A 13,023-nucleotide genomic window follows, 5' to 3' on the forward strand; every position below is an offset into this window, starting at 1 on the left:
AGTAAAACCGCATCGGAGGCATTACAGATGAACAACAATAAGAAGACTAAGAAAAAGCGTCACAACGGTGAGGGCAGTATCCGCCAGAAACCGAATGGACGCTATGAAGTCCGTATCTCCGGCCGAGATATGGAAACCGGTAAATCGACTCGTATTTCCAAGTACGCCGATACACTTGATGAAGCTGTTGATATACAGCACGCTTTGAGTGTCGCTATGGTGCAGACACCGCAGTATTTACAGAACAATACGACCGTAGGCGAATGGCTGGATAACTGGCTGACGACTTATATGCAGCACACGCTCAAGCAGTCCACCTATAAGAGCTACGAAACCTATGTCCGCAAGCATTTCAAACCGTCGCTCGGCACTATCAAGCTGAAAGAGCTGACCCCGCGTACGCTCCAGATATTCTACAACTACAAGCAGGAGCAGGAGAACTTATCTCCCAAAACCATTTCCAATCTGAATATGTGCTTACATAAGGCTCTCGCACAGGCACAGTCAGAGGGACTGATTCTCTCCAATCCGTCCGGCAGTGTAAGCCTGCCGCCGCTCATCAAACCGCATATTGAGGTTTTGACCCGTGAACAGCAGGCCCGCTTGGTGCAGGCAAGCTATCAGTTCCGGTATGGCGTATTCGTGCGGATGACCTTGGTGACTGGCTTGCGATTGGGTGAGGTCGTCGGCCTGCGCTGGTGTGATATTGATTTCTATACGAATATGCTTCATGTCAACCAGACACTCAATCGTTTACAGCGCTATGATGATGACGAGGCCGACAGCAAAACCGAGATCGTTACGCAGACACCGAAATCGCAGAACAGCATCCGCAGTATCCCCATGCTGCCCGAACTAGTGATGGACCTCCAGAATTGGCGAACCGTGCAGATGCAGGATGCCGCTACGCTGGGCACTGCCTACTTCGACAGCGGTCTGATTGCTACGCAGGAGAACGGCCTCTATGTCGAGCCGCGCCTCATGCGTGAGTATTATCAGAAGATGCTGGCTGCGGCCAATCTGCCGAACTACAACTTTCATGCACTGCGGCACACCTTTGCGACCCGTGCAATGGAACAGGGAATGGATGCGAAAACGCTTTCGATCCTGCTGGGACATTATTCTGTTGGATTCACGCTGGATACCTATGCTCATGTGCTGACCGACCAGAAATGGACCGCAATGCAAACGATGGCGAATATGTATAATATGGAGCCGCCGCTGCGTCAGCCGATCCGGTTCTTTTGAGAGAGAAATAAAGCTGCCCGAGCGGGCAGCTTTATTTTTTTTGCCTAAATCTTATAGTAATTTCTTCAGCAATCGATCCATCTTTTCATACTGTCCTGCAGAATCTATTCCTTCTATTAAGGGGAATATTTCTATAAATGGATAGATTTCAGTGCCTAATATTTGCTTATCATATGCTGTTTGCAGTCGTTCCTTAGACTTGCATTTACCATACATAATACAAAGACCGCATACTAATTCATTTTCCTCGATTGGACTAATTGAAAATAAATACTTAAACACCAAATCTTTTACATAATAGCGTCGTACACTACTATAATCACTAAATTTTGCATCTACGATCATATATCGGGAATCGCCATTTTCTTCAATTTTAATCAGAAAATCTGGCACATAGTAATGACCGCCTTGCCTACAGTCATCTTCATTACCCGCATACACAGATATAGAATTATTTCTATACAACCCGATACCATTTACAGAGCGCTGATCTGTATCAAAAATTACAGGCTGATAATATAAAGTAATCCTTTTCTGACCATTTTTTAATACAAATGTATTTCGTACAGAAGTATTTTTGTATTTCCATCGTTTTGATACCGGATATACGCAACGTCTAGAAGACTCCAATGAATACCCTCTATCTCTGAAATAGCAAAGGAATTTCGCCAAAAGATAACTTTCATACAAAGCTGAAATTTTAATAAAGGAGAGCATAAAATGTTCTTTAGAAAAATTATATATTCCAAAACTAAACCATTGATGAATTCTAACGAATATTCGATTATATTGTGGAACGGAGAGAAAAATTGCAGTCGGTCTAGGGGGTACTATATGTTGATCTAGGGGAATACGAAGAATATCACTATACATTCCCCATAAATATGTAAATTTTTCAGACAATTTCTCCAACTGAGTCTTTCCATCTTCTATCATTTTTCTTGTTTCAGAAAACATAAAAAATGATGAATAAATGTACTCTGAGCTATAATCTTCATCATTGGGGATTTTACTTAATAGATTACAGCAATATCCTTGCAAAGATTGTACCGAATCAATCATATTCCTTAGAAATGCTAAAATCACTCTATTCTCATATATATCATATGAGCGTGTATTTTGAACAGTTTCTGTTTTCTGTGGTTGATACACACGATTTCCAATAAATATACCTTGCGTACTATTTACTTGCCGCAAGTACTCTGGATGCGTTGCTGTATATGACAGCGTTCCCTGCGTCACATATTGTATTCGCTCTAGTCTCTCAATTACAGACATCTTTTCCAACTTGAATCTGCTATTAGCTTTGAAATATCCATAACTACTCTCATATATAGCTGCAATCTCTTCTGCTAACAAAATCTGTGTCGCAAGACTACGGTACCCATTCTCTTTAAGCCCAGATGGTTTTTTCGGTTTGAGTTCTCCATTTAACAAAAGCCATTCTTGATTATTATAAACAAATCTAGCCATTGCTTCTACCGAATTATTAAGTTCCTCTCGTCGCACCAAAATCGGTAAATACTCTGAATTCAGCGTACATTCTTGTCCATCTACTAATATAAGCGTAATAGACAACTCCGCAAACCCATAACAATCTAGAAAAATTCGTCTATTGCTTATCCCTCGACTAGGAAAATAAATTCGTCCATTATTGTAAACAGAGGACTCAAGCACATCATTGACATATACACGAACATCAGCAATTCGGTTCAAATCTTCACAATTCAATCGCATTTCATAACTTAAATCAGCGAAAATTTTATTGTTATTGCCCGTAGAATTCTCTATAATATGCTCTAGTCCAGCTTGGCGATTATCTATCCACCTACAAACTTACCCCCAGAGAACTTGCAATGAAAATTATCCTGGATGTGATCGAGAATACCGGAATTACAGCCACCGCAGGTATTGGTACGAATCTTTATTTATGTAAAGTCGCAATGGATATCTTGGCAAAACATATCCCTGCGGATGAGAACGGCGTGCGCATCGCAGAGCTGGATGAGATGACCTACCGTCAAACCATGTGGTCGCACCAGCCACTCACCGATTTCTGGCGGGTTGGACGTGGATACGCCAAGAAGTTAGAGGCACACGGAATGTTTACCATGGGCGATGTTGCGCGAATGTCGGTATGCAATGAGGATCTTCTTTACCAGCTCTTTGGGAAAAACGCTGAGTTGTTGATTGACCATTCGTGGGGCTGGGAACCCTGTACCATCCAAGCGGTTAAGGCATATCATCCCAGTGAAAACAGCCTTGGTTCCGGTCAGGTTCTGCATTGCCCGTATTCCGCAGAAAGGGCTCGGTTGGTGCTGAGAGAAATGGCAGAGCAACTGGCACTGGATTTGGTGAGTAAGAAGCTGATGACCGACCAGATTGTTCTGACGGTCGGCTATGACATTGAGAACCTAACTGATCCGGCACGGCGAAATCGTTATCATGGCCCAATAGTCAAGGATCACTATGGCCGCTCGGTTCCAAAGCACGCCCATGGAACCGAGCGCCTGAACGATTATACCTCCTCTACAAAGAAAATCATGGGGGCAGCTACAGCGCTCTTTGATCGTATTGTGAATACCGACCTCATGGTGCGGCGACTTAACATCGTTGCGGGTCGGGTGATTTCAGAGAGTGAGGCGATGACCAGAGAGGGCGAATTTGAGCAGATGGATCTGTTCACCGATTATGCTGCCGTTGAGGCTCGTCGAAAACAAGAGCAAGCAGAACTGGATCGGGAGCGAAAAATGCAGGAGGTTATGCTCACTATTAAGAAGATGGTGCCCATACGAACTATGAATTATCGGCGCATAGACCGCACGGTTGCAGGACATATTCGACCCATCCGTTACATCTGTACCCTCAGTCTGTGAGGGGGAACATCGTATAGGAGAAGGCGGCAGCGGGATGAATCTGCTGTGGCTGCAGATAAACTTTGCGCGCTTCCAAGCTGAGGAGTTTACACTGAATTTGGGATGGCCGCTATGCCCGTGTCAGCCTGCCCAGTGGAAACTTCAGCAGCACACACGCTTCTGTAACGGCTGTGTCGGCTGACAGAAGCGTGGAATGGGCTGGAACTTTAATCAGTTTTTGTGGATACAGTGGTCAAAACATCCATAGACTCCCTTGAGCCGCTGGCGGCTCAAGGGAGTTTTTTACGATAAATTCAGATTCCTCGATAAATCTCGATTTGCCCTTGCATAAAGAAAAAAATAAATGTATAATTATTAGACACTTGATTGTGAGGAGTGCAGAGAAGAATGTCCATTGAAACGTCGAAAAAGAAAAAAGGCATCCAGATGCCCCACACGTACATTATTCTGTTTCTGATCGTGTTGGTTGTCTGCCTGCTGACCTACGTGATTCCTGCCGGCCAGTTTGAGCGCCAGGAGGATGCCAGCGGCCGTATGCTGATTGTACCGGGTACATACACTCAGGTGGAATCGTCACCGGTTTCACCGCTGGAAATCCCCATGGCTTTTGTGAGAACTCTGGGCAGCTCCAGCGTAAACGAGATCATCTTCTTTATTTTCATCATCGGCGGCGCCTTTGAGCTGATTATGCAGACAGGGATGATCACCGCCTTTTGTGCCAAGCTGGGCAAGATGTTTGCGGGAAAAGAAAAGCTGCTCATCCCCATCTTCATTACGGTCTTTGCCGTAGGCGGCTTCACCATGGGAATGTCTGTGGAGGTTCTGGTGTTTGTGCCTATTGGGATTGCAGTGGCCAAGGCAGTGGGCTATGGTACCATCACAGGTACAGCCATGATCGCCATGGGCTCCATCGTGGGCTTTACGGCGGGCATCTATAATCCCTTTAATGTGGGTGTGGCTCAGTCCATCGCGGGTGTGACTCCCATGTTCTCCGGAGCCTGGTATCGCTGGATTATCCTGGTGGCGTTTATTGTTGTGACCAGCCTGTATATTATTCATTACGCGGAGAAGGTAAAGAAGAATCCCTCCAAGAACCTGATGGGGAACGAGGATTCCAACCTGGAGGATGTGGATGTATCTGCGATTGAAGTGACCGGACGGCACAAGCTGATCCTTCTGGCCGTTGTCATCGCGTTTGCCGTTTTGATTTACGGCGTGGCCTACTTGGGATGGTTTATCACCGAAATGGCTACTTTGTTTTTGGTGCTGGGTGTGGTATGCGGTATTCTGGCCGGGTTCAGCGGCAACAAGATCTGCGATCTGTATGTGCAGGGCATGGCCAATATCACCTTCGGTGCGATGATTGTGGGAGTGGCCGGTACGATCAATACCGTTATGGTGGACGGCATGATCATTGATACCATTATCAATGCCTTGGCCAATGCGATTGTGGCACTGCCCAGCTCGGTAAAGATCATCGGTATGTTCCTGGTGCAGAACATCATCAACCTGCCCATCAACTCTGGTACGGGCCAGGCGGCAGCCACCATGCCGATCATGGCGCCTGTGGGCGATCTGGTGGGCCTGACCCGCCAGAGCACTGTGCTGGCCTTCCAGCTGGGTGACGGCCTGACCAATGCCATCTACCCCACTTCGTCCACCATGCTGGGATTTTTGGCTGCGTCCAAGATTCCCTATTCCGTGTGGCTGAAGTACGTCATTAAGCTGGTGATTTTGCTCAGCCTGGTTTCTATGGCCTTCCTGGCTTTGGCTGTGGTGATCGGTTACTGATCCGTTTAGAGCTGGCCGCCGCAACTGCATGGCGCGACGGCAGGATATTATAAATTTCAAAGATATAGGATGGGACATGCCATGGAAGAAATTCAGAAGCAAATTGCGAATATCGTTTCAGAGCTGATGCCGCAGCTGTGCGCGCTGAGCGACGAAATTTTTGATTACGCCGAGCCGGGCTATGAGGAGTACCGCTCCTCAGCTGCGCTGACAAAGTGGCTGCGAGCCCACGATTTTGAAGTAACCATTCCCTACGCCGGGCTGGATACGGCTTTTTGTGCCGTGTACCGCCACAAGGGAGGGCGGGCTGCCGGAGGGCGCGCAGTAGGATTTTTAGGGGAATATGATGCGCTGCGGGGCCAGGGACATGGCTGCGCCCACCATATGCAGACCCCTGCCATGATCGGCGCGGCAATGGCCCTGCGGGGAGTGCTGGAGTCTTCGGACCAGCCCTTTGAGATCCATGTGATCGGGACGCCCAGCGAGGAGTCGCTGGACGGAGGCAAAAACGAGATGGCCGCCCACGGCGGGTTTGACCATATTGATGTGGCCTTCATGGTGCACGGCAGCACATTGACCCAGCTGGAGACGCCCTCTCTGGCTCTGATCGAGATGGATGTGGAATTTCACGGCAAAACCGCCCACGCGGGTATTGCGCCTTATGCTGGGCGCAGCGCAGTGGATGCGGTGACCATGCTGCAGACAGGGCTTGGGCTCATGCGCAATCACCTCAAGGATTCCAGCCGGGTGAGCAATATTGTGCTGGCTGGGGGGACGGCAGTCAACTCCGTGCCCGATTTTGCCAAGGTTAAGGTAGAGATCCGCCACTCCTCCATGGCGTATCTGGAGAGCGTGGAGCAGTGGACCCGGGAGATTGCCCAGGCTGCTGCCATGGCTACCCAGACACAGGTACAAATTACCCCTGTGGCGCATATTTACAACACCACCATCAATGATGCCATGGGTGCGCTGCTGATGGAGTGTGCAGAAAAATTTGCGTGTGACGGAATTGCTCCGCCCCGGAAGGACTGCGGTTCTACCGATTTCGGCGCGGTGACCCACCGGCTGCCCAGCTGCTGCCTGCGGGTAAAGACCATCGAGACAGATGATCCTCCTCACACGGACGCATGGGTAAAGACCGGGAAAGAGGCGCGGGCTCATCAGGGCATCTATGACGGTGCTGTGTGCTGTGCACTGGCTGCCTTCCGCCTTGTGACGGATGAGGCTGCCTGGCAGGATGTGTACCAGTGTTTCCTTGCGCACCAAAAGGAGAATTGAGGAATGGAAGAACTCTCACGGGAATGCCTGATGGAGACACTGGATGTGTTTTCCGGGCTGAAGCGCATCGGCGGTTCGGAAGATGAGCACCGTGCCTGCGGCTATCTGATCAAGAAGCTGCAGGAATGGGGCATTCCATGCCGCGTGTATGAGTGTGACGGATATGTCTCCACTCCTATAGAAGCGTCAGTTACTGTAGAGGGGATGGATCAGACCTTTGAAGCCCTTCCCCGTTCCTTCTCCGCCCATTGTCCGGACGGAGTGACCGCCCCCTTGTTTTATGATGTCCATGCCCACGACCAGCTGAAGCCCAGACAGGAGCAGGATTGGTACGCGGGGGCGCGGGGCTGCATCGTGATTGGGGACAATTTTTATGAGGACTATGTTCAAAAGCTGCGGGGATACGGTGTAAAGGGCCTGATCCATCTGTGGACCAGCGAGGAGCCTGTGCTTCACTACGAGACGGTCAGCCCTGTGTGGGGCACCGCGGAGCCTGAAAACGGAAAAACCTATCCTGATTTTCCGGTGGTGGGCCTGAGAAGCTGTGACAGAGAATCCATACTGCCCTTGCTGACGCCTGGAGCCTGCAGCCGTACCGCGACGGTGCGCAGCGTACTGCAGTGTGGATGTGTGCGTCTTCAGATCCCTGTAGCCGAGCTGGCCGGTGAAACGCCGGAGTATGTGCTGGTGGGCAGCCACTATGACTCCTGGGATTATGGTGTGACGGATAATGCCACCGGGAATGCCGCTGTGTTGGAACTGGCACGGGTACTGTCCCAGAAGCAGCTGCGGCGGGGTGTCAAAATCGCGTGGTGGCCGGCCCACTCCAACGGACGGTATGCCGGGAGCACTTGGTACTGCGATGAGCAGTTTGAGGACCTGGATGCCCGTTGTGTGGCGCTGGTCAACATGGACTCTCCCGGCTGTATGGGAGCGCAGGAGATCGGGTTTTCCACGTCCGGTGTGGCAGGGGATACCCTTGGGGATATCCTGCGTCGGTGCACCGGGCAGGCTGAGGTGGTGATCCGCCCGCTGGGGCGGGGATCAGACCTGTCATTTTTCGGGCCGCGCATTCCCATCCAGGTGTCCTTTGACTTTTATCAGACGCCGCCCAACCGTGGCCGCTGGCACTGTGCAGGCAGCGGCGGAGGCTGGTGGTGGCATTCCGTGGAGGATACCATGGATAAGGTGGACCCCCAGCTTCTGATGAGGGATACACGGGTGCTGGTGGAGCTGGTAAAAGAGTTTGCTGATGAAGCGCATCTTCCCTTTGACGCGGCAGGGTGTCTGGCGCAAATGAGAGATACTGTGGCAGACATCCGGACCCATTGCGGCGATGACTTTGATTTCGCTCCTGTAGAACGGGCACTGGAGGAGCTGGACAAGGCCTGTGCCAGGCGTATCTGCTTTTCCAGTGACAGACAGGCGAAGGAGGCAGGAGGCCGGCTGACGAGACTGCTGTGCAGTGCCTGTGATGAATATCACTTTGACAACACATTTGCAGTGGGCCTGCTGCCCGGTCTGCAGCTGGTCAGGGGCAAGCACCGCAACGACCTGCCACCTCAGGAATTTTTGTATTGGCGGACAGCCTTCCGCCGGCAGGTGAACCGCTTTGTATCTGAGTGCACAAGCATTGTCCAAGCACTGAACAGCGACGCGGACAGTGTGGTATGATAGAGAAAGGGGATATGGATTATGCAGACCAATATCAAAGAGTATGACGAATCGTTTGATCTTACCCAGGCACTCCAAAAGAAGGGCACCAAGGAATATGGTTTTATTCATTTGGCCCAGCGGGCCAACGGTTCATGGGTGAATATTCCCATTATGCTGGCGGTGGGCGCCCAGGACGGTCCCACGTTGGTGGTGGATGCCTGCAACCACGGCGACGAGTATGAGGGTACTGAGGGAATTATCAAGACCTTTGAGGGGCTGGATGTATCCAAGATGAAGGGAAGCTTCATTGGAATCCCTGCCCTGAATGCAGAGGCCTTTGCCGAAATGAAGCGCTATAATACCCTGGACTTTGTGCCCCAGGATCTGAATCGCATCTATCCGGGCGGAACCGGCCCCATGACGGCTTATGTGTGCAGCTGGTACTGTGAGAACATCATCAAGAAGGCTGACGCGGTGATCTGCATCCACGGCGGCGGCAACAGCGAGTATCTGGAGCCTGTTGTGCTGTACTGCGGAGAGGAGTCTCCTGTGGCGTATAAATCCCGTGAAATGGCCCAGTGCTTTGGCTTTAAGGTCTTGTGGAAGAACACCCGCTACGCGGAGAACAGCGGAATTGAGGATGAGTATGCCTATCAGATGGGCATTCCCTGCATTACACCCGAGATCGGCGGACAGTGCACCCGCATGTATCAGCGGGATGAGCACAAGCAGATGTTGGAGACCGGAATTCGCAATGTGATGACCCTGCTGGGGATTCTGGAGGGCAGCGTGCCCGCCAATGAGGGCGTACACCACTATGACATTGATTATATCTATAACCGCAACGGCGGGATTCATGTGCCTGTGAAGAAGGCAATGGATTCTGTGCGTAAGGGCGACACGCTTTCCATCATTACGAACCTGTTCGGAGAGGAAGTGGATCGGGTCATTGCTCCCTTTGACGGTGTGGTCATCGGGTACTGGACATATTCTGTCTGTCCTCCTCATGGCTGGGTATACATGGTTGGCAAGCCTGTGGATGGGGAGTAAAGCGCCCAGATCCATGCATCCTGCAAATCGAAGTGCCAGTTGAGTATCCTAGATACGAACAGGGCAGAAGCAGAGTGGGCTGTACATGGCCTGCAGAAATGAAAAAGGGCACCCTTTTGGATGCCCCAGTCTGTCGAAAAAGTCCAGCGAAAGCTGGGCTTTTTCGTTTGTAAACGGGAAAAATGAGTGGTGAGGGATGCTGAAACGGGGAAAAATGGAGCACAATGACCGGGTGTCTGGACATGCTGACAGCCAGCTTAGCTGGTGGTTTTGACTTGAGCTTATGCAATCAACAGCTTCTTATTGTTGGATAGACAACTTGATTTTCTGATAGGTGTTCCAATCAATGAGGTTTTGTTTGCGAAGGACCTCATTGAAGTAATCAAACCAGATTCGTTTCGTCAAAGCCTCGCGGCTTGGTTTTCTCATACGCAGGCCCCCTTTGCTACAGTATGCCTGATCTTTTGGGCGGTCATACCTGGCATGATGATAAAAAATGAATCTGCTCATTTTCCAAGGAGCAGGGCCTGTGCGAGGGTAATTGGGCCCCTTTTGGTGATCGACTGCACTGAGATTGTTCCGTAGGGTAAGGTTGTATCTCATATACCGCTCTTGTTGCTTTGTGGATGGCGATGGAACATATATTCCAGATCTGGCTCTTTTGTGGACAGGATTCCCGCTTGTAATCTCTGGTTGCTTAACATATGCCAAAGCGACGAGCAAACGGGGAGGGAAATATCCGCAAACGAAAGGACGGACGCTGGGAGGGTCGGTACACAGTCGGTCACGATCCAGAAACAGGAAAGGCCATCATTAAAAACGTCTTTGGAAAGACGCAAGCGGAAGTCAAGGAAAAGCTGAAGAAAGCCATCGAGGAAAATGTGGGCATCGACTACGGACGGGCCAAGACCTACACCGTGGGTAACTGGTTAGAAGTGTGGTATGAGAACTATGCCAAAATCAAAATGCGCCCATCCACCTACCTGACCTATCATGGCTACATCGAAAACCACATCAAGCCGCAGCTCGGCAAGATCCCGTTGAATGATCTGACGACGCTGCATCTGCAACAGTTCTACAAGAAATTGTTGGCAGAAGGGCGGATAGAGCGAATCGAAGCACAGAAGCAGCCCAAGGGACTGAGCGCCAAAACAGTGCGCAACATCCATCAAATCATTTCCTCTGCCCTGAAGCTGGCAGTCGAGCAGCGGCTGATCGCCCACAATCCGGCAGACGGCTGTGCACTGCCGAAGGCGGAGCGCAAATCAGATTTGATCTTATCATCAATTCCGTTGATAGAATCTATATTTGTAGCTTTAGAAATCCAGCCTTTTGATTTCAGATATTCATAGATTTTCTTTTTAGTGACTTTGCCTTTTTGCTTGGAAACAGGGTGTATGAACATATCTTTAATCAACTGCTTTTTATGCTCTGTAGAAAGCGGTTGACCATCAATTTTTAATGGATTTAATTCGTTGAGCAACATATACTCGCTATATAGTAAAGAATCCTTAGGCAGAACAGGGTCACCTGTGTAAGTACAGCGACCGATTAAATTGACGAGAAATGCTTCAGCTGAATGATCAAGATCAATCAGTTGATTAAAGTTCCACGGATAAATTTTTTCTTTGCTATCAGTGTTAGAACGAACAGCCCAGTGATGTGCTGCTTTATCATTTAGTGGACCGACATAATACGGAACACGGAATTCAAATGTTTTTCTAATCTTCTCAGCGGGAGTGTAACCATCGCATTGCTGTTGTGCTAGAAATGGTAAATATAAAGAAGCGTTTTTCAATATTGCATCTAGTTCGCGCAGTTGAAGCTGATAGGGGATAACTCCATTTTCAGAGCTTCGCAAACGCGGCAGAAAAGAACCATCAACGATTTTTTGATATATAGTTGCAATGACAGGGGATTTGGATTCCGCCATTTCAGGCAAAGACTTTTTTAGGAATTTGCAAAAAGCCTCCTGTGAGCAAGTGTAATCGCCGCTTTTATGATGATATTGGCTATAGGCAGCATAATTATCAAGCTTGTCCTCTTTGTCACAAAAAATAGAGTTATATCGTTCAATGCAGTGCGCCTTAATATAATCTTTAAGTACTCTTAAGTCAATGTTATTTTGCTTATATACAGCAATTTTGGCATCGCAAAGGTATCTGTGCGTACCGATAATTTCCGCAAAGCGTGCGGCATCGTATACATCTTTGGCAGCAGTAACTACGGATATATGATCATCTAATACCTCACAAAGTTCATTGTAATTTGCGTCAAGATCATTTTGCAGCGTAATTTTCTTGGCATCTTTAAATCGGTCATCACCAAACAGATTGGAGAGTGCAACAGACCTTCCTGCCAGCAATTCAGAAATGTAAAAGGGAGAAATTCCGGCTTCATTTTTGCTGGGCTTCTTTAGACCTTCGGTAAGTAAAGCTGCCTTTTCCGTAACTCGCATATTAGGAGTTTTCAAAATGTTTAGATAATTATCCGTATTGTGCGGAACAAAATCCAATCCGTATGCATCTGATAAAAGAGTACAAAAATCATCGAACTTATCCCTTAAAGATGAGTCATTGTCCGATGTTTCCGATATTTCGTAGAGGAAATGTCCCCGTGATTTCATCAAATGATGTAGTGCAAGATAGACAAGACGGACATCATGCGAATCTGTGGAATGTGCTAATTCACTGCGAAGATGATATGTGGTTGGATACTGGGCGTGATAATCGCAGTCATTAAAATTGGAATCGGAGAATAGAGAATATTTAGAATTTATACTTTTATCTTCCTGCCATAAATCACTCTCATGCATACGGGCTAAAAATTGAGGATCCTTTTCATTTAATGCAGGAGCAAAGAGCATTTCTAAAATATCAAGACGTTGTTTTCTGCGCTGCAAGCGACGCCTTGCAGCACGATGAGTACGGCGCTCTGCAGCAGTTGATGCATCGGGGAACAGACGAACACCCCACATGGCTTTTCCTTTAGTTTTTAGAACATGATACATTGTATCCGTGACGGCCCAGCCGATAGAACTGCTGCCGGCATCTATTCCGAGATAATAAGGAATCTGTGTTTTTTCTTTCATTTTCTTTATCTCCCTGATTGACAAATTGATGAT

At 48.7% G+C, this 13,023-nt stretch carries 7 protein-coding genes and 2 pseudogenes; 7 read left to right on the forward strand and 2 right to left on the reverse strand.

Annotated features, from left to right (window positions below; genetic code table 11):
* Positions 1 to 27: 27 nt before the first annotated feature.
* Positions 28 to 1,248 carry a tyrosine-type recombinase/integrase gene (locus PG722_RS07615; RefSeq protein WP_270580173.1) on the forward strand — a complete coding sequence of 407 codons (1,221 nt, stop codon included), beginning with the start codon at positions 28 to 30 and terminating at the stop codon, positions 1,246 to 1,248.
* A 51-nt stretch (positions 1,249 to 1,299) separates the two neighbouring features.
* On the opposite strand, the gene PG722_RS07620 is transcribed toward PG722_RS07615, so the two are convergent.
* Positions 1,300 to 2,964, reverse strand: coding sequence for a hypothetical protein (locus PG722_RS07620; protein ID WP_270580174.1), 1,665 nt, complete (start codon positions 2,962 to 2,964; stop codon positions 1,300 to 1,302).
* 98 nt (positions 2,965 to 3,062) lie between these two features.
* Between PG722_RS07620 and PG722_RS07625 the strand changes: the two are divergent.
* From PG722_RS07625 to PG722_RS14185, 6 genes and pseudogenes are all read left to right on the forward strand, one after another.
* Positions 3,063 to 4,124: pseudogene (locus PG722_RS07625) on the forward strand (DinB/UmuC family translesion DNA polymerase); the annotation flags it as partial.
* A 387-nt stretch (positions 4,125 to 4,511) separates the two neighbouring features.
* Positions 4,512 to 5,915, forward strand: coding sequence for a YfcC family protein (locus PG722_RS07630; RefSeq protein ID WP_270580176.1), 1,404 nt, complete (start codon positions 4,512 to 4,514; stop codon positions 5,913 to 5,915).
* Positions 5,916 to 5,996: 81 nt separating this feature from the next.
* The gene (locus PG722_RS07635) at positions 5,997 to 7,193 is read left to right on the forward strand and encodes an amidohydrolase (protein WP_158574692.1); all 1,197 of its coding nucleotides are present in this window, start codon (positions 5,997 to 5,999) and stop codon (positions 7,191 to 7,193) included.
* Between the two features lie 3 nt (positions 7,194 to 7,196).
* Positions 7,197 to 8,867 (forward strand): M28 family peptidase, encoded by a 1,671-nt coding sequence (locus PG722_RS07640; RefSeq protein ID WP_118729642.1) that lies wholly within the window; start codon positions 7,197 to 7,199, stop codon positions 8,865 to 8,867.
* A 21-nt stretch (positions 8,868 to 8,888) separates the two neighbouring features.
* Complete coding sequence (locus PG722_RS07645; protein WP_110435970.1) at positions 8,889 to 9,899, forward strand: succinylglutamate desuccinylase/aspartoacylase family protein; 1,011 nt, start codon at positions 8,889 to 8,891, stop codon at positions 9,897 to 9,899.
* A gap of 965 nt (positions 9,900 to 10,864) precedes the next feature.
* Positions 10,865 to 11,068: pseudogene (locus tag PG722_RS14185) on the forward strand (N-terminal phage integrase SAM-like domain-containing protein); the annotation flags it as partial.
* On the opposite strand, the gene cas9 reads toward PG722_RS14185, so the two are convergent.
* Positions 11,068 to 12,990 (reverse strand): type II CRISPR RNA-guided endonuclease Cas9, encoded by a 1,923-nt coding sequence (cas9, locus tag PG722_RS07655; protein ID WP_270580178.1) that lies wholly within the window; start codon positions 12,988 to 12,990, stop codon positions 11,068 to 11,070. The pseudogene PG722_RS14185 and the gene cas9 sit on opposite strands and share 1 nt — an antisense overlap.
* Between the last annotated feature and the right edge of the window lie 33 nt (positions 12,991 to 13,023).

Source organism: Butyricicoccus sp. OF27-2pH9A, assembly GCF_027693185.1.
Lineage (GTDB): Bacteria > Bacillota > Clostridia > Oscillospirales > Butyricicoccaceae > Agathobaculum > Agathobaculum butyriciproducens.

Bases quoted from the DNA above. Each gene is read 5' to 3' on its own strand.
- PG722_RS07635 (WP_158574692.1), top strand. From the start codon at position 5,997: ATGGAAGAAATTCAGAAGCAAATTGCGAATATCGTTTCAGAGCTGATG.
- PG722_RS07645 (WP_110435970.1), top strand. From the start codon at position 8,889: ATGCAGACCAATATCAAAGAGTATGACGAATCGTTTGATCTTACCCAG.
- PG722_RS07615 (WP_270580173.1), top strand. From the start codon at position 28: ATGAACAACAATAAGAAGACTAAGAAAAAGCGTCACAACGGTGAGGGC.
- PG722_RS07640 (WP_118729642.1), top strand. From the start codon at position 7,197: ATGGAAGAACTCTCACGGGAATGCCTGATGGAGACACTGGATGTGTTT.
- PG722_RS07630 (WP_270580176.1), top strand. From the start codon at position 4,512: ATGTCCATTGAAACGTCGAAAAAGAAAAAAGGCATCCAGATGCCCCAC.
- cas9 (WP_270580178.1), bottom strand. From the start codon at position 12,990: ATGAAAGAAAAAACACAGATTCCTTATTATCTCGGAATAGATGCCGGC.